Source organism: Paenibacillus sp. NPDC101420 (assembly GCF_050277435.1).
GTDB lineage: Bacteria > Bacillota > Bacilli > Paenibacillales > Paenibacillaceae > Paenibacillus_AQ.
Map to the genome: position 1 here is coordinate 1 of NZ_JBNNSE010000010.1, position 16,016 is coordinate 16,016.

Genomic DNA, 16,016 nt, shown 5'->3' on the forward strand with positions numbered 1-16,016 from the left:
GTAAACTCCCCGAAACGCAAAAGCAGCATATCGGCATAATCAATACTATTGGCACTGCCTTTAGCAGATTCTTGATTCATCACACTCATTAGTTAGTTCATACCTCCTTCAGCAATCTTTAAAGCTCGTACCGCAGTAATTAGTGCTTTCTCAAGCGCCGCGACATCATCTTCAGTGTGACTATCACCGAAACTGATGCGGATGCCACCTGAAGCTACAGAGATATCTTTCCCCATAGACAATAGAACACGACTAGGTTCTGCCAGCCGGGAGGAGCAAGCCGATCGAGTAGAAACAGCCATCCCTAGTTCCTCCAGCTTACGGGCGAACACTTCCCCTTTCATGCCAGGGTATGAGAAATGCACAATATGAGGGGCTCCATCCCCTCTGCTGTTTATAACAAATTCAGGAACGCTGTGCAAGAAGCGTAACAGCCGATCCCGAAGTGGGAGCAATCGGGCATAGAAGGTTTCGCGCTGCTCAGCACCCATCCGCACGGCTTTGGAAGAAGCAACAATTGCAGGTACATTCTCAGTTCCAGCACGTAGTCCCTCTTCATGAGAACCACCTGAAAGTAAGGGGAACAGCTGGATTCCTTCTTTAATATAGAGAAGCCCCGCTCCGCGAGGACCTCGAATTTTGTGAGGAGACAAGCTGTAAAGATCCGCTTTCCATCCTTTGAGGTCAACAGCAAGCTTACCATATCCCTGAACGCCATCCACATGAAATAAGGTTCGTGGATTTACGGATTTAATCAGCCTGCCAATCTCCATCAGCGGCTGTACTGTTCCAATTTCATTATTTACATGCATCACACTTACGAGTACGGTATCACGCCGTACTGCAGCAGCCACTCGCTCTGGATCAATCATTCCAGTGCTTTCAGGCGCTACAAAAGTAATCTCCCAGCCATTTTGCTTCAGCTGCAGACAACTTTCATACACAGAGGGATGCTCTATTTCTGTAGTTATCAGATGACGTCCTCTTGATTGATATTGCAAAGCAGCACCTTTAATGGCTAAATTGTTACTCTCCGTAGCCCCAGATGTAAATAGGATCTCCTTTGCTTGTACAGATAACGCAGCTGCACATACTTCTCGTGAACGCCTGATCAGCTTTGCCGCTTCACTACCGGCACGGTGTAAGGAGGACGGGTTAGCATAATGCAGCTTCATAATTTGTTCCATCGTCTTCACCACGTCTTCATAGGGTGGTGTGGCGGCGGCATAATCCCAGTAAAGCATATATCGATTGTCTCCTTTACTTCTTTAAAGTACAGAATCATTCTTTATTAAATTTCGAAAAAGGATCAAACGGTGATCCCAAATACCAGCATGTGGTTTAAGGGAAATACCTGTTTGATCCTTTTTATTATACAGCGTATTCCGCGCGAGCGCGTTCTATTTTAGTGAGATAAGACTGCGTCTCTTTAGGGAGCAGTGTAAGTTTCTCCAATAATTCCTGATCATTGCTTACTCCAAGGTTAATTACCCTTGCAGGCCCTGCATTGTAAGCCGCTAATGCCATCTTTTCCTGTCCGTCAAAGCGTTTCAATTGATAAGACAGATAGCGTACACCACCATCAATATTTTGAGCAGGATTGAATGAATCAGAAACCCCTAAACCACGCGCTGTTCCATCCATTAATTGCATTAATCCTTTAGCACCAGCCGAAGAGACAACGTTTGGATTAAAGGAAGATTCTGTATCAATCACAGCTTTTATCAAATCGACTGGCACCCCGTACTTAGCACTCGCCGTTTGAATCAGATCATCATAGCTTGTTGGTTTAGTATCCGTTATTTCCCCGGAAATTACACTATCGATGCTTTCAGCTGTTCCGATCTGTTGCCATAACAAGCTACTAACTGATGAAGCATCCGGAAGTGACGTCAAGTAGTTTGTATCCCCGCCATTAGACGAGTTAGAAGATAAAGCTTGAAGCATTGCTGCAAATTGAGAGGCTGACGCGCCCGATCTTTTAGTTTCATTTGCTGAGCTACTCTTGTCGGTTGCACTCTTTAAGCTTACCCATTTAAGCTGCCCTAACCCATTGGTTACAGCGGGATTAATCTCCATACCGGCGCACTCCTTTGATCCTGTTGAATCATATCTATTGGTCTAACCTTAGATTTCGATGAATTACGGCTTAATATTACATTTTATCCGAGATTATTGCTATATGCTGGAATGAAAAACAGACTTCAGACCCTGATATTTAGGTCTAAAGCCTGTTATAATTCAAACTTACCAGTTCATTTTTAGCGAGCAAAGGGTATCATCACAAAGTAACTAAGTGTGGATACAATCCCTAACCCCATCGCCCATGCCCCAAGCGTTTTTTGCTCCTTGGCATATGCATAATAACCAATCACAACTGAAATGGGCCCAAGTATGATGGACCAGAGAAACAAGGAGGCAATACCCATAGCTAGCCCAGTATAACCTATCGCTTTGCTTCCACTATATTCCTCTTCATGCTCCTTAGCTTCACTCGCCACACGTGGTGTTGTATCCCGGATCGGCATCGAAACCGGATTCACCTCTGCGGCATATTCCTCTTGATGTTCTCTGTCCCGGCGTGGATAGTCTACTCTGCGCGGACGCAAAATAACTTTTCTCGGACCGGATTGTTCATTTGATGAACCTGATTCATGTTCCTTTTCTCTGTCCATTAGGGCGGCCTCCTAGGAGTTCGGCTTAAATGTTAAACAGCATGTTGCAGACGATGTTGCGACTTGATCGTGGTGACCTTCATTCGTCATTTCTTCAGCATATTCTTCTTTAAATCCACTGCCAGCGTGCTTGTCGATCTCAATAATAATTTCTTCTGCCCGGCATAAATTATGCTCGCCCCAATAATGACAATTGCTTACACTGCATTTGACTAATGGCTTTACACTCGACATATTTATCACCTCGGCTTCATTATGTCCGCACGATTTATCCCCTATTCGACAGGATGGTTTCCAGTTGATGTAACGATGCCCACGCAAAATATCCCCACAAAGTGGGGGGGGTTGCTTCGATGCGTACTCAGGTACTTTGTGCGGGCCCCAAATATATAAATTCTAATACGTCAAAAAAGGATCAGCCCTCGTCATTATGACGAAGTGCTGATCCTTTACACGAACTAGTGAACTGTTAAACCTGATTTTGCATACGTTTCTCAGTCAAATAGTCGTTCTCATAATAAGTAAGGTCATCGCGTAGCTCTTCATAGGTCTTGGTAATTTCTAGAATGATATCACGCGCCGGACGAACTGGCTTTTTACGGAAACGGATAGCATCCTGTCCAGTATAAGCATAACGTCCATCTTCAGAATAGCTTTCGTTCTTTGGATAGAAGAAGTTATTCACGCCATAGTGATATACATTATAAAGCGCTTTCTGCGCAAAAGATTCATCGAATGTAGCACGACGCAGCGCAACTCCCAGCTTCTCATAAGACATTTCCGAGAACACTAACAGATGACGGACATCGGACAGAAATCCTTGATAAAATTGTACAGTTTCTTCATCATCTTCTGTTACAAGCTGAGGCAATGCATGCTCGTTCAGAAAAATTTCCATTTTATCAATCACATCTTTAAGTTTGTCTCTCGTCGATTCACATAATTTCTGCACATTGGCTGCTGACATGGCGGTTGCTCCCCCTTATTATTCCCTGCTCTTGTAGTCAATAAAGTTAATCTTATGAAGAAATAGTCTTTAGACATATCTCTTTATTCTTGCAATATCAGGATGCAAACACAGAGAAGTCTAACCTTCTGAAAATTAAAAGAACATCTATGGACGTATCTCCTGCAATATCAGGATGCGAACTCAAGATGCTTATTCTCTCTGATATTATCATAAAAAACGTTAGGAAGGTATCCTTTTCTAAGATGCATAAAACATACGCTCTCTTCTAAACCTATAGGCATTACAATGCGTAGAGGAGCGGAAATCATGTCACGTAAAAATCTAACGGTTGCAGGTTTGGTAACAGCTGCGTTCACAGTTGTATTACTTACCTTTGCGCTACGTCCTGCCACTAATGGGACGACGACCAGAGAAGTCGCTAATGTTGCTGTACCAAATCCTGCTCCAACTTCAGCCCTACATTCAGCACCAAACCCTTCACAGGAAAAATCATTGAAGAAAAGCTCCTTATCTCAAGATGTTGATGCGACGGATCATCTGAATAGAGTGGATGTCAGCAGACATTTGACTAAGCTCCTCTCTGAAACGGATGGAATGACTTCGCTTCATGATAAATCAGTGTATGCAAAACGTTTGCAGCAGAACCACGGATTTATCACTATGCTTATGTGGATTGATTTTCGCAAGCAAAAAACGGAAACCTTTAAGTCCTCTTCATTTCCTCAAGGAACCGAACAGGAGAATCAGCAGCTGCAAAAATATCTTAAGACGGCGAAATCAGCGATCCATGGTCATCAATCCTATGAATCTCCAACGTTTACAATCGGTAAGGAGAAATATTACTTTATCGCTCAGCGGAACAAAGAAAAAAATGTAGGCATCATTGCACTTATTAACCAAAAGGTGCTTGGTCGTGTGGCAGACCATCAGCTGAAGAACCTGCGTCTCATTCCTTATCCGAAGGAAGGTAAGTACCGTGTAGAATCCGTTCATACCGATAATTTAAAAGATATCACCGTTAAGACCGGTCATGATAACGAAAACGCCAGCCATTTTTATGAGAATGAAATTGTCGTACGTTTCCGCAACAACTCACCTACTCCGGGGCAGCTTCAAACGATAACCGCTGATATCAACGGCAAGAAGCCACGTAAGCTTGGGTATGCCTATATTTTCCGTTCGGAGAAGATGACTTATTATGAGCTCAAAGACTATTTCACCAATAAATGGCACCCCGAATATACGGAGCCTCACTATATGTATTTAACCAATGATACGATATCTAAAAACGCAGAGGGAACAGTTACTCCAAATGACATGTTATTCTCCACCTATCAATGGAATCTGCCAGCGATCGAAACGGAGCTGGGCTGGAATCTTTCTAAGGGAAGTAAAGAAGTGATCGTAGCCGTAGTGGATACCGGAGTCCAGATCAATCATCCGGATTTGAAGGGTAAGCTTTTGACAGGGTATAACGCGATCACCAATGGCTCCACTCCAGAAGATGATGTTGGACATGGCACACATGTATCTGGAATTATAGGCGCCCTGGTCAATAATGGAGAGGGAGTAGCTGGAATCAGCTGGTACAACAAGATCCTTCCGGTAAAAGCACTCGATAATTCAGGAGCAGGTACCACTTATTCTGTTGCAGAAGGAATCATTTGGGCAGCGGACAACGGTGCGAAAGTCATAAACTTGAGTTTAGGTAACTATGCGGATTCCCAGTTTCTTCATGACGCGATCAAATATGCCTACGACCGAGATATCGTCCTCGTATCTGCTGCAGGCAACGATAATACAGAACGACCAGGTTTTCCTGCTGCGTATCCCGAAGTGATTGCAGTAGCTGCAACAAATGCTTCAGGGGAAAAAGCTTCCTTCTCCAACTACGGCGATTATATTGATGTCGCAGCACCCGGAGAAAGCATAGCAAGCACTTACCCAGACAGCCAGTATGCCGCGTTATCCGGTACATCGATGGCCAGTCCTCATGTCGCTGCGCTGGCGGGTCTGGTGCGTTCACTAAATCCGAATCTAACGAATACGGAAGTTATGGATCTTATGACCAAAAATGCTGTTGATTTAGGCACTCCCGGGCATGACAAATATTTTGGCTGGGGTCAGGTCGATATCTATAAAACATTGCAAGCCGCTAGCGGCAATCAGGTTCCACTACAGCTATGGCCACAGCATGTACAAAAACAAATGAATCAATTGAAACAAAGATTAAGTAACTCTAAGTAACAACCTTAACCACCCATCTGCAAAAATCTACCAAGTAAACGGAGAAATAATCGTAAGCCTTCCTCCATATCCGTTTCATTCATTTGTGAATAACACAAACGGATATGCCGGGAAGGGGTCTCCGCAGAGTAACAAACATCACCCGGTAAAAAAGAAATGCTCTCCTGTTCGGCCAGCTCATGTAGCCTTCCGATATCAGGTGAAGCCGGCAACTCCAGCCAGAGATTAAGACCACCCTCTGGGAGAATGTATTTTACTCCAGGCGGCGCGTAAAGCTTCAGAAGCTTCGCCGCCTTTTCCATGCGACCACGGAGTGTAACTCGTAACTGAGCAGCATAGGTTTCATACTTGCCAGCTATGAATGGCAGTACCGCCCTTTGTGTAAGCAGCGGACTCCCTAAATCACTTGCGGACTTGGCGGCGATAAGCCGTGACAAAATATTCCCACTAGCGGCTACACAGGCAATTCTGCAGCCGGGTGCAATAACTTTACTGAAACTCTTCATATATACTACATGCCCTTCGGAATCCATCGATTTGATCGTAGGCGGCGGAGGCGCATGGAAGTATAAATCACTAAATGGATCATCCTCAACAATAAGGCAACGGTAACTGCGGGCTAATTCCAGCAGACGTTGTCTTCTTGCTATGCTCATGGTTACTCCACTTGGATTCTGAAAAGTAGGGATTGTATAAATTAGCTTAGGCGGTCTTTGATCACACATTCTTGTGAGAATATCCACCCGCATCCCTTCACCGTCCGTAGGTACAAAAATCATCTCTGCACCTCGTCCTGCAAAAACATCTATAGCTCCTGTATAACTAGGAGCCTCAAGATACACTGTGTCCCCAGGTCCGACAAACGTACGAGCAACCAGATCAATGCCTTGCTGAGTTCCGCTTGTGATCATTACATCAGAGGAAGTAAGTGCAATTCCACGTGTTTTTAAATGATCTCTCATAATTCCTCGCAGCTCCAGATCACCTTGGAAGTTCCCATAGGTTGCCATAAGCTCCGGCTGCTGCGTAACTAATGATGCGAAGGAGTCCCCAATATTTTTTAGAGGAAGTAACTCACTATGAATTGCAGCTATATGAAAGGGATACTTAACTTCAGAGTAATCAAAATTGCGCCAAAGCTGAGCTCGCGGCAAATAATCATCATATACATCCTGCCAGCGACCATCTTCCTGACATCTGGTGTGTTCAGGGTCGGCTACAAAGCAGCCTTTTCCTTGTCTGCAATAAATAAGTCCCCGCTTCTCAAGCACATCGTATGCCTTGCTTACTGTAACCTGGCTTACTCTCAAAGCTGTAGCCAAACTTCTTACGGAGGGCAGCCGGACACCTTGCTGGAGCAATCCTGATGAGATCCGCTGACTTAGGGTTTCACTGATTTGATGAGGCAGAGATTTACTGCTGGTTCGAATCAAATCGATATGCATGAACCCCTCACCTCCACTGTTATATTCAACGCTTTACTGTTATACAGTACTCCTATTATGATAGCACCAAATCGAAAGGTGGAGAACTCATTTATGGATATCAAATACTCGGCCGCAGCCAATCATCTAGGATCGTCAGCCGTTCGTGAGATTCTAAAGGTTACACAGGGCAATGACATTATTTCACTTGCAGGCGGGCTGCCTGGGGAGGATTTGTTTCCCTTGGAGGCAGTACGAGACGCTTATAACCGTGTACTCTCCAGCGATACCTCAGCGCTTCAATACGGACTAACCGAGGGCTTTACTCCACTACGTGACAAAATCGCTGAAAGACTTACTCGGCAAGGAATCCCTGTAACAGCGTCTGAGATGATTCTGACCACAGGTTCCCAGCAAGCCATAGATCTACTATGTAAAATACTACTTGATCCCGGTGATGCTGTACTTGTTGAAGCCCCCACTTATCTAGCAGCTTTACAGGTACTCGGCTCTTACCGAGCTGATATTCATACGATAAATAATGACGAGCAAGGCATTCTGCCAGATCACCTGGAAGATCAAATACAAAAATTACGGCCCAAACTCCTATATGCAGTTCCGACCTTCAACAATCCTTCAGGAGCAACCTGGAGTAAGGAACGCCGTGAAAAAGTGGTGGAAATTTGCCGCCGCTACAATGTTCTTATCTTGGAGGATAATCCCTACGGTGAAATAACCTTTGAGGAGAATAAAGATCTTTATCCACCCTCACTAGCGTCCATCGACAGAAGTTATGGTGGCGATTATTGTGTCGCTTACACTGGAACTTTTTCCAAAATCGTAGCCCCTGCCCTGCGTACCGGCTGGATTATCGGCAATTCCAATCTAATCAAGACCATCGCCAAAGCAAAGCAAGCAGCTGATCTGCATTCTAGCACCATTGACCAGCGCGCTTTAGATGAACTGCTGCTGCATTTCGATATTGAGCAGCATATCCGTGTCATCTCACGAGAATATTATTCTCGAATGAAGCTCTTATCGGCGGAACTCCGATCACAGAACTGGGAAAGAGCTCATTTTCTGGAGCCACGAGGCGGTATGTTCCTATGGCTAACGCTTTCCCAAGAGATCAACACGAAGGAATTACTTCCTCTAGCAGTAGAGAACGGTGTTGCTTTTGTTCCAGGTGAAGTGTTCTATTCATCACAGCCCCTTAAGAATAAGATGCGTCTGAATTTTACACATACGCCACCTGAGCTTGTACCCGTTGCTGTTCAGCGTCTGGAGAAGGCATTGGTACAATGGCGGGAGAGTCAACCCTCCGTTCAATCGTAATCATGCTAAAAAACCCGGCTTCTTCATCCTTTATGGGATGAGTAAGCCGGGTTTTTTTTATTTCTCAGCCATGCTTAGAGTAATTTATTTCTTAGATACTTCTATGCTATCTTTATTGAGCCTAAAATATCCATTTTCAACGAAAGACATGATTCGACTGACACTTACCCCTGTTTGAAGGGATATATTTAATACCATCGTGTCGGGTGAAGTCTCTACGATACGCCTGATTCTCTGATACATCTCATCACAACTATTGCACATCCTCTTATTGTTTCGTTCATATAAATGTCCGCAGAACCCGCAAATCTGATAATTACCCATGCTACACGTTTCCCACTTTCTACATATCTTCTTGCCACGAGCATAAACACCTTCGGCGTCTTTATAAGGATGGTAAGCGTTGCGAGAAATATAAGGATAATGTATAAAGTGAAACTTATACTTTCTTATATTTTAAAAAAGCGACGTGATCCGGTTTCCCGAGATACGCCGCCGCTTGTATAGTTGTTGTTGTTATCATAACGTTGCAGTTAGGAAAGTTTGCCGTAAGCCGGGTTCTGTGCTCGTCGTGGTTCAATCGGGAACTACCCTCCCACCATAAGCGACAATCATCTATCTAGGCCGTACATTACTGCACAGCTCCAGCGACCAACCTAGACGCGCCTCAGGCTAAGGCTGCCTATTCCAATAAAGGAATCTGCTGCGTCTCATTAGGTCTTGCTCCAGATGGGGTTTACCAGGAACGAAGTCACCAGCGTTCCTCGGGGTCTCTTACACCTCGGTTCCATCCTTGCCTGTGCCGCCCTAAGGCGGCCATCGGCGGTCCATTTCTGTGGCACTATCCTTCGACTCGCGCCGACTGGACGTTATCCAGCATCCTGCCTTATGGAGCCCGGACTTTCCTCCCGTGACGTCTTCACGTCACCGGCGATTGTCTGTCAAACTTTCCGAACAACATTATATATTATACAGACATCACATGTCTGGCACAAGCATTATTAAATGGCAATTTTATAGGAACTTAAATGGCTCCGTATTCACCTGCGAAGCATGTACAGCTGTATCGTACTTATGCTCCACCAGTTTCCCAGTCATCCATTCTGCTACTTTCTCTTTCATGATCTTCTCTGCATTATGTCCTGGATCAATCAGAGTGATCCCAGCGAGCACGGCATCCTGTGCTGTATGGTAATCAAGATCTCCCGTAACCAACACATCCGCACCGCGGAAAATAGCACTGTTATAATACTTTCCACCCGAACCGCCGAGAACAGCCGCTTTACGAATTGGACGATCCAAATCACCCACAACACGTACATGGTCAACTTTCAGACCTTTTTTTACCGTCTCAACGAATTGCCCAAGTGTGGTAGGCTCTTTGAGCTTTCCAACCCGCCCAAGCCCTAAACTGCGGCCTTTAAGATCCATCGTGTACAAATCATAGGCAACCTCTTCATAAGGATGAGCCTTGAGCATAGCCTGTACCACTTTATTGCGGATACTGTGTGGCACGATTGTCTCAATACGGATCTCCTCAGCACGCTCCAGCTTCCCTTTTTCCCCGATATAAGGATCTGTGCCTTCTCCCGGAATAAAAGTCCCGTATCCCTCGATATTGAAGCTACAATGACTATAGTTGCCGATTGCCCCTGCTCCTGCATTCAAAATGGCATCTAGTACCTTCTGATGATGATCCTTCGGCACAAACACAACCAGCTTTGACAATTGCTCTGAATGAATGTCTTTGATAGGCACTCCGTTTTCTATGCCAAGTGCTTCCGCCATCCAATCGTTCATTCCACCTTCGGTAACATCCAAATTAGTGTGACTGATGTAAACCGCGATGTCATTTTTAATCAATTTTTCATACATCCGGCCCATTGGAGTGTCTGTTTGAATCCCTTGCAGCGGACGAAAAATAATCGCATGGTGGGCAATGATTAGATTACAGCCGAGACGAATTGCCTCTTCGACGACTTCATCATTAACATCCAGTGCAACCAGCACATTGGTTATTTCTTTCTGTAAGGAACCTAGTTGCAGACCGACTTTGTCCCAATCTTCAGCTAAATGCTTTGGAGCCAGCTGCTCCATATATTGAATTACTGTTTGTCCTTTGGCAAGCATTGCAGCACCTCCGTTATCTCCTTGATCTGTTCTCGAATTAATTTCCGTTTATTCTCCGCAGATTCGAGTTCTGAACGTGACAATGATGTCAGGATGCCTTCCAATTTCTGAATCTCTCCCTGCCACTTGGCAAAAAACACTTCATTCGGTGCTTGGATCAGAAAAGGCCCCATCTGCAGCAAGGTATCCTGACCACGAACCATAGCAGAATTACCTAGCGTTACCTCACGATATACATTGGCATTCGTAATTCCAGCATTAGTATCCTCTGGAACAGCTGTTAATACTTCATATAACTTGCCGTCTTCTTCCAGAATACTTTCAGCGGTAAGAACCCATTCATTATTTAACAGCCAGCGGCGCAAAATATCCTCGCCCACATTCGGTTGAAGTACCAGTGTTGTAACATCCTTTAGCTTGCCTTGACTCTGACCACGGTCTAAAATCGAAGCAATTAAAGCCCCTCCCATGCCAGCGATCGTGATACAATTAACTTCACCAGGTTCCAGTACCTCAAGGCCATCTCCTCGACGCACCGAGATTACCTTCCCTAGTCCGGCCTCTGCAACGCCCTTACAAGCAGCATCAAAGGGACCCGGGTTTACCTCACCTGCTACTGCGAATACAGCCTTACCGCTTTCTACAGCAGCCACAGGAAGCAGAGCATGATCAGAGCCGATGTCTGCCAACCTGCTTCCTTGCGGAATTTGTTCCAGCAATTGCTGAAGTCGATCTGATAATTTCACATTGTTCATGTTGCCACCCACGTTATCCATTTTTTTCGAAACAAGAACAGCAGGGCCAAGCCTACCGCAATTTTTAAAATTAGCATAAACGAAATCCACTGTGGATAATCCTGCCTCAATAAAAGAGCATCGAGTTCCGGCATCATCCATAGTGATACTCCCACTGCAAAAAAAACACTGGCAACGCCTTTAACTTTGTGATGTAATAGCCAGCTCAGCCACACCATCATTACACAGAGTGGAAGCCATAAGAGCTCAAGCTCTAGCATCGAAGCCTCAGGGCGTTTTCCACCGAAGAATCCCGCATATAATAAGGCCCAAAAAGCATAACCGCAATACTGCAGCAAGCCTATACGGAGCACAAATCCCAGAATACACCATAACAAGCCGCAAGCCCCAATCAGAATCGGTCTCCAGAGCTGAGGATCAAGATCATGCAAAGCAATCAGCCATAGCCCAAAACCAAGCGATAACACACTGCCCAGCCCCGCCAGGATAAGACTAATAACATGATTTCGGGTCCTGTAAACCGCTGAGTATCCATAACAAATAATTAATACGGATAGTGCTGTTGCAAGTTGCAAAGGCCAGGGAAAAACGCTAAAATAAAGACTAATCAAGAAAATCAAGGAAATAATTCCAAAACCAAACAGCCAAATTTTGATGTTTCCCTGCTGTAGATTCTTCAGCGAAATCGGATTTCTATCCTTCGCCGCAGCTTCATCATCATACAGGTTGGTTAAGAAGTCGCAATATTGCTCTGGTAGCAATCTGTTGTTTCTCCAATATTGAATCTCTTTTATAATAATTTCGCGTTTTTCCAAATTCACTGGCTCATCCTTCTTTCCAGATACACAGGGTCAGCACTTTTAGGGTCGTAATTCAAATAAAAGAACCTCCTGCTACTGAGCAGCAGAAGGTCCAGTTCATGAAATACTATTCAAGGAAATCCTTAAGCCGTTTACTGCGGCTAGGGTGACGAAGCTTACGCAACGCTTTAGCTTCAATCTGGCGAATCCGTTCGCGGGTAACACCGAACACTTTGCCCACTTCTTCAAGTGTTCTCGTCCGGCCATCATCTAGGCCAAAACGCAGACGAAGTACATTCTCTTCACGCTCCGTGAGCGTGTCCAGTACATCCTCCAGCTGTTCCTTCAGCAGTTCATAAGCTGCTGCATCCGCAGGAGCCAAGGCTTCCTGATCCTCAATGAAATCTCCCAGATGAGAATCGTCTTCTTCACCGATCGGTGTTTCGAGCGATACTGGCTCTTGGGCAATCTTCATGATTTCTCTAACTTTCTCAACCGTCAGCTCCATCTCAGCCGCAATTTCCTCTGGCGAAGGTTCACGTCCCAGTTCTTGCAGTAATTGACGAGAGACACGAATCAGCTTGTTGATCGTCTCGACCATGTGTACAGGAATACGAATCGTACGTGCCTGATCTGCAATCGCGCGGGTAATAGCCTGACGAATCCACCAAGTTGCATACGTACTAAATTTGAACCCTTTGTTATGGTCAAATTTCTCTACCGCTTTGATCAGACCCATGTTACCTTCCTGAATCAGATCAAGGAACAGCATACCGCGTCCAACATAACGTTTAGCAATACTTACTACAAGACGTAGGTTCGCTTCAGCGAGACGACGTTTGGCTTCCTCGTCACCATTCTTAATCCGCATAGCAAGCTCTACTTCATCGTCAGCCGACAACAGCGGAACGCGTCCAATTTCTTTTAGATACATACGGACAGGGTCATTAATCTTAATCCCTGGCGGCAGTGACAAATCATCATCAAAGCTGAACTCATCGCCCTCTTTGTCTTCATTGTCCTCATTTGGCCGGAGGCTGTTAACCTCCTCATCGTTCTCGTTTACAACTTCAATCCCCAAATCACTGAGTTGTTCATAGAACTCCTCCATTTGCTCGGGGTCTTGATCAAACGGCGATAATTTCTCCATAATATCTTTGTATAGCAATGATGATCTTTTCTTGCCTTGCTCAATAAGCTGATCCTTAACCTGATCCAAAGTAAATTCTGCTTCCAATTCAGTATGCTGATCGTTCGCCATAATTCGACTCCCTCCTCCCTAGGTACATCCTGTCAACATTTCATTGTCTCTCTAGGGCTATAATCTCACTTGCTATTTGTGCCGCACGCAAAAAGTCACCTGACTTTTCCGCCTGAATCATCTCTTCACGCTTCTGATCCATCTTGCGCTGCAGTGGGTATTTCCGTACTTCACGGATACAATCATCCAGCACCTGCATATTCCAGTCTGGAGGTGTATCCATCATGGAAATTGATGTAGCAGTTTTCTCTAGACGATCATCCTGAAGCGATGATAGAAACCGACTAATGCCGGGTGGTTTGCCTTGCGCGTAATAGGCATATAGATAAGCGGCAATTGCCGCATGATCATCGATGTTGAAATCTTCTCCGAGGCGTTCGCCCACATACGTGGCGGCTTCCGGGTCCTGAATCATAAAGGACAGTAGACGCCGTTCCGCAACATGATAAGCGGGCAGCAAAGTTGGTGTCTGCACTTGCCCTTTTTTATGCCTACCATTATTCCACCTTTTGTCGTTATTATCCCCTTCAGGGATGTTTTTTTGCATCGATGCCCTAAGTAAATTACAATCCTGCTTCAAACTATCATATGAAAGTTCCAGCTCAGAAGCGATTTCCCTTAGGTAAACCTCTCTCTCTGTCGAGGAATGTAACGAAGCAATGACCTCCAAAGCTTCTTTGACGTAGGCAATTTTGCCATCTTCCTCTAGGAGTATATGGTTTTTTTTCAGATATATAAGCTTAAATTTTATGGATGAAACCGCTGAATCAATAACCTGATCCATAAACCTTTCTCCACCATGCATTGAGATGAATTCATCTGGATCGAGTCCGCTTGGCAGTAAGGCGATCTTTACACGCAAGCCACTGCCTTCAAGCATTGGAATGGACTTCATAGCAGCTGCTTGTCCTGCCCGGTCACCGTCATAAGACAGTACAATTTCATCGGCCAGACTCTTCATCAGTGCTACATGACTTTCAGTTAAAGATGTTCCCATTGTTGCTACACCGTTATGCACACCTGCTTCCCAGGCCGAAATGACATCTCCGTATCCTTCAAAGAGGACGATTTGCCGCGTTTTGCGGATGGATGCTTTGGACTGGTGCAAATTGTATAAAATCCGGCTTTTGTTAAACAATCTACTCTCTGGAGAATTAAGATACTTGGGTTGTCCTTCACCAAAAATTCTTCCGGCAAACGCAATCACCTTGCCTGTGCGGTTCGCAATCGGAAAAATAATCCGACCACGGAAACGGTCTATATAGCCTTTACCCTCACCTCGGGCAGACAAGAGTCCACCTTTCTCCATCTCAGCAAGGTCAAAATTCCGTTTCTCCAAAAATTGTAGCAAAGTATCCCAGCGGTCCGGAGCATATCCGATCTGAAACTGGTCAATCATTTTATCGCTGAAGTTCCGGGCTCTTAAATACTCCATTGCGGCTTTGCCGTGTTCCGTATTCTTCAGCAAGTAATGATAAAACTTTGCAGACCATTCATAAGCTTGAATCAACCGATCGCGTTCCGGATCAGGAGGAGACATTAGGCCTCCCTTACCTTCAGGAACGGGAATATCACTTTCTTCAGCCATTATTTTGACGGCTTCGGGGAAGGTTAATCCTTCGATTTCCATCCTAAATTTGATGGCATTTCCACCCATGCCGCAGCCAAAGCAATGAAATACTCCCCGGTCGGGGGTAACTGTAAAGGAAGGGGTTTTCTCCGAATGGAACGGGCAGAGGCCCCATAAATATTTCCCCTGCTTGGACAAATGGACTACCTTACCGACTGTATCGACAATATCATGACGTGCAAGCACGCTTTCGATAACTTCTTCCGGAATATTCCCGTGTCCGCTAGCCACTTCAACCACCTTCAATTCTTAACAAATAAATATAATTCGCTATTGCTCCACATTCTCCTGCAAAAGTATTAAAAGTTTTGTCATTTTATGTTGAAAATATATTTTTTCTTCTGCCGTTATAGGTTTTGGACCCTTAGAATAATGTCCCCGTCTTCGTTCCACGGCCCTGGCATGCCTGCCTTCCAACATAAAATCCATTTTGGAATCGTCATATTCCTGGCCACGAAAAGAAAGAACACTGCAACGTTTCCCGAGCGCAAGTGCTGCGAGACCATAGTCCCCAGTCAATACCACATCTCCAGCAGAAATATGATTGGCAATATATAGATCGGCGCTCTGATCTCCCCGGTCCACCTGCACAACCGTTACACCCTCTTCAGCTTTCAGTGCATGGTCATAAGAAGATACCATCAGTACCGGCACACCAAAGGCGCGGCCAACTTCAGCAATCTCTTTTTTGACCGGACAAGCATCCCCATCCACGACTATAGTTCTAGACCGGGACTTCTTCTCCATGATCATCACCAATTTCCTGTGTAATATATATACGCCCTTACC

14 protein-coding genes and 1 other RNA gene are annotated in these 16,016 nt (G+C 45.0%); 2 read left to right on the forward strand and 13 right to left on the reverse strand.

What is annotated here, in order from left to right; all coding sequences use genetic code 11:
* Positions 1–92 precede the first annotated feature (92 nt).
* From ACQKMP_RS27630 to ACQKMP_RS27650, 5 genes are all read right to left on the reverse strand, one after another.
* Positions 93–1,244, reverse strand: coding sequence for a cysteine desulfurase family protein (locus ACQKMP_RS27630; RefSeq protein WP_427472123.1), 1,152 nt, complete (start codon positions 1,242–1,244; stop codon positions 93–95).
* A 127-nt stretch (positions 1,245–1,371) separates the two neighbouring features.
* Positions 1,372–2,079, reverse strand: coding sequence for a lytic transglycosylase domain-containing protein (locus ACQKMP_RS27635; protein WP_339797987.1), 708 nt, complete (start codon positions 2,077–2,079; stop codon positions 1,372–1,374).
* A 182-nt stretch (positions 2,080–2,261) separates the two neighbouring features.
* Positions 2,262–2,675 carry a DUF5353 domain-containing protein gene (locus tag ACQKMP_RS27640; RefSeq protein ID WP_231573335.1) on the reverse strand — a complete coding sequence of 138 codons (414 nt, stop codon included), beginning with the start codon at positions 2,673–2,675 and terminating at the stop codon, positions 2,262–2,264.
* A gap of 12 nt (positions 2,676–2,687) precedes the next feature.
* A complete protein-coding gene (locus ACQKMP_RS27645) occupies positions 2,688–2,909 on the reverse strand; it encodes a DUF1540 domain-containing protein (protein ID WP_042190912.1) in 222 nt (73 codons plus the stop codon).
* A 235-nt stretch (positions 2,910–3,144) separates the two neighbouring features.
* Positions 3,145–3,642 carry a YpuI family protein gene (locus ACQKMP_RS27650; protein ID WP_042190914.1) on the reverse strand — a complete coding sequence of 166 codons (498 nt, stop codon included), beginning with the start codon at positions 3,640–3,642 and terminating at the stop codon, positions 3,145–3,147.
* A 309-nt stretch (positions 3,643–3,951) separates the two neighbouring features.
* Between ACQKMP_RS27650 and ACQKMP_RS27655 the strand changes: the two genes are divergently transcribed.
* Entirely contained in the window at positions 3,952–5,892 is a 1,941-nt protein-coding gene (locus ACQKMP_RS27655; RefSeq protein WP_042190916.1) for a S8 family peptidase, read from the forward strand.
* Between the two features lie 5 nt (positions 5,893–5,897).
* Here ACQKMP_RS27655 and ACQKMP_RS27660 read toward each other — a convergent pair whose 3' ends face one another.
* Complete coding sequence (locus ACQKMP_RS27660; RefSeq protein WP_042190918.1) at positions 5,898–7,337, reverse strand: PLP-dependent aminotransferase family protein; 1,440 nt, start codon at positions 7,335–7,337, stop codon at positions 5,898–5,900.
* Positions 7,338–7,430: 93 nt separating this feature from the next.
* On the opposite strand from ACQKMP_RS27660, the gene ACQKMP_RS27665 reads away from it, so the two are divergent.
* Positions 7,431–8,651 carry a PLP-dependent aminotransferase family protein gene (locus tag ACQKMP_RS27665; protein WP_042190920.1) on the forward strand — a complete coding sequence of 407 codons (1,221 nt, stop codon included), beginning with the start codon at positions 7,431–7,433 and terminating at the stop codon, positions 8,649–8,651.
* A gap of 534 nt (positions 8,652–9,185) precedes the next feature.
* Here the strand turns inward: ACQKMP_RS27665 and rnpB are convergent.
* From rnpB to ACQKMP_RS27700, 7 genes are all read right to left on the reverse strand, one after another.
* Positions 9,186–9,601, reverse strand: an RNA gene (gene rnpB / locus ACQKMP_RS27670) — RNase P RNA component class A.
* A gap of 64 nt (positions 9,602–9,665) precedes the next feature.
* Complete coding sequence (locus ACQKMP_RS27675) at positions 9,666–10,781, reverse strand: Nif3-like dinuclear metal center hexameric protein (RefSeq protein WP_042190922.1); 1,116 nt, start codon at positions 10,779–10,781, stop codon at positions 9,666–9,668.
* Complete coding sequence (locus ACQKMP_RS27680) at positions 10,757–11,527, reverse strand: tRNA (adenine(22)-N(1))-methyltransferase (RefSeq protein ID WP_042194371.1); 771 nt, start codon at positions 11,525–11,527, stop codon at positions 10,757–10,759. The genes ACQKMP_RS27675 and ACQKMP_RS27680 overlap by 25 nt, the downstream gene beginning before the upstream one ends.
* A 5-nt stretch (positions 11,528–11,532) precedes the next feature.
* Complete coding sequence (locus ACQKMP_RS27685; protein ID WP_042190924.1) at positions 11,533–12,357, reverse strand: hypothetical protein; 825 nt, start codon at positions 12,355–12,357, stop codon at positions 11,533–11,535.
* A 106-nt stretch (positions 12,358–12,463) separates the two neighbouring features.
* On the reverse strand, positions 12,464–13,597 hold the full coding sequence (gene rpoD / locus ACQKMP_RS27690) for an RNA polymerase sigma factor RpoD (protein ID WP_042130309.1): 1,134 nt from the start codon (positions 13,595–13,597) through the stop codon (positions 12,464–12,466).
* Between the two features lie 40 nt (positions 13,598–13,637).
* Positions 13,638–15,458, reverse strand: a complete 1,821-nt coding sequence (gene dnaG / locus ACQKMP_RS27695) for a DNA primase (protein WP_042190927.1) — start codon at positions 15,456–15,458, stop codon at positions 13,638–13,640.
* A gap of 39 nt (positions 15,459–15,497) precedes the next feature.
* Positions 15,498–15,974, reverse strand: coding sequence for a YaiI/YqxD family protein (locus tag ACQKMP_RS27700; protein WP_042194373.1), 477 nt, complete (start codon positions 15,972–15,974; stop codon positions 15,498–15,500).
* Between the last annotated feature and the right edge of the window lie 42 nt (positions 15,975–16,016).

Bases quoted from the DNA above. Each gene is read 5' to 3' on its own strand.
- ACQKMP_RS27635 (WP_339797987.1), bottom strand. From the start codon at position 2,079: ATGGAGATTAATCCCGCTGTAACCAATGGGTTAGGGCAGCTTAAATGG.
- ACQKMP_RS27650 (WP_042190914.1), bottom strand. From the start codon at position 3,642: ATGTCAGCAGCCAATGTGCAGAAATTATGTGAATCGACGAGAGACAAA.
- ACQKMP_RS27645 (WP_042190912.1), bottom strand. From the start codon at position 2,909: ATGTCGAGTGTAAAGCCATTAGTCAAATGCAGTGTAAGCAATTGTCAT.
- ACQKMP_RS27640 (WP_231573335.1), bottom strand. From the start codon at position 2,675: ATGGACAGAGAAAAGGAACATGAATCAGGTTCATCAAATGAACAATCC.
- ACQKMP_RS27700 (WP_042194373.1), bottom strand. From the start codon at position 15,974: ATGGAGAAGAAGTCCCGGTCTAGAACTATAGTCGTGGATGGGGATGCT.
- ACQKMP_RS27630 (WP_427472123.1), bottom strand. From the start codon at position 1,244: ATGCTTTACTGGGATTATGCCGCCGCCACACCACCCTATGAAGACGTG.
- ACQKMP_RS27675 (WP_042190922.1), bottom strand. From the start codon at position 10,781: ATGCTTGCCAAAGGACAAACAGTAATTCAATATATGGAGCAGCTGGCT.
- ACQKMP_RS27660 (WP_042190918.1), bottom strand. From the start codon at position 7,337: ATGCATATCGATTTGATTCGAACCAGCAGTAAATCTCTGCCTCATCAA.
- rpoD (WP_042130309.1), bottom strand. From the start codon at position 13,597: ATGGCGAACGATCAGCATACTGAATTGGAAGCAGAATTTACTTTGGAT.
- ACQKMP_RS27665 (WP_042190920.1), top strand. From the start codon at position 7,431: ATGGATATCAAATACTCGGCCGCAGCCAATCATCTAGGATCGTCAGCC.
- ACQKMP_RS27655 (WP_042190916.1), top strand. From the start codon at position 3,952: ATGTCACGTAAAAATCTAACGGTTGCAGGTTTGGTAACAGCTGCGTTC.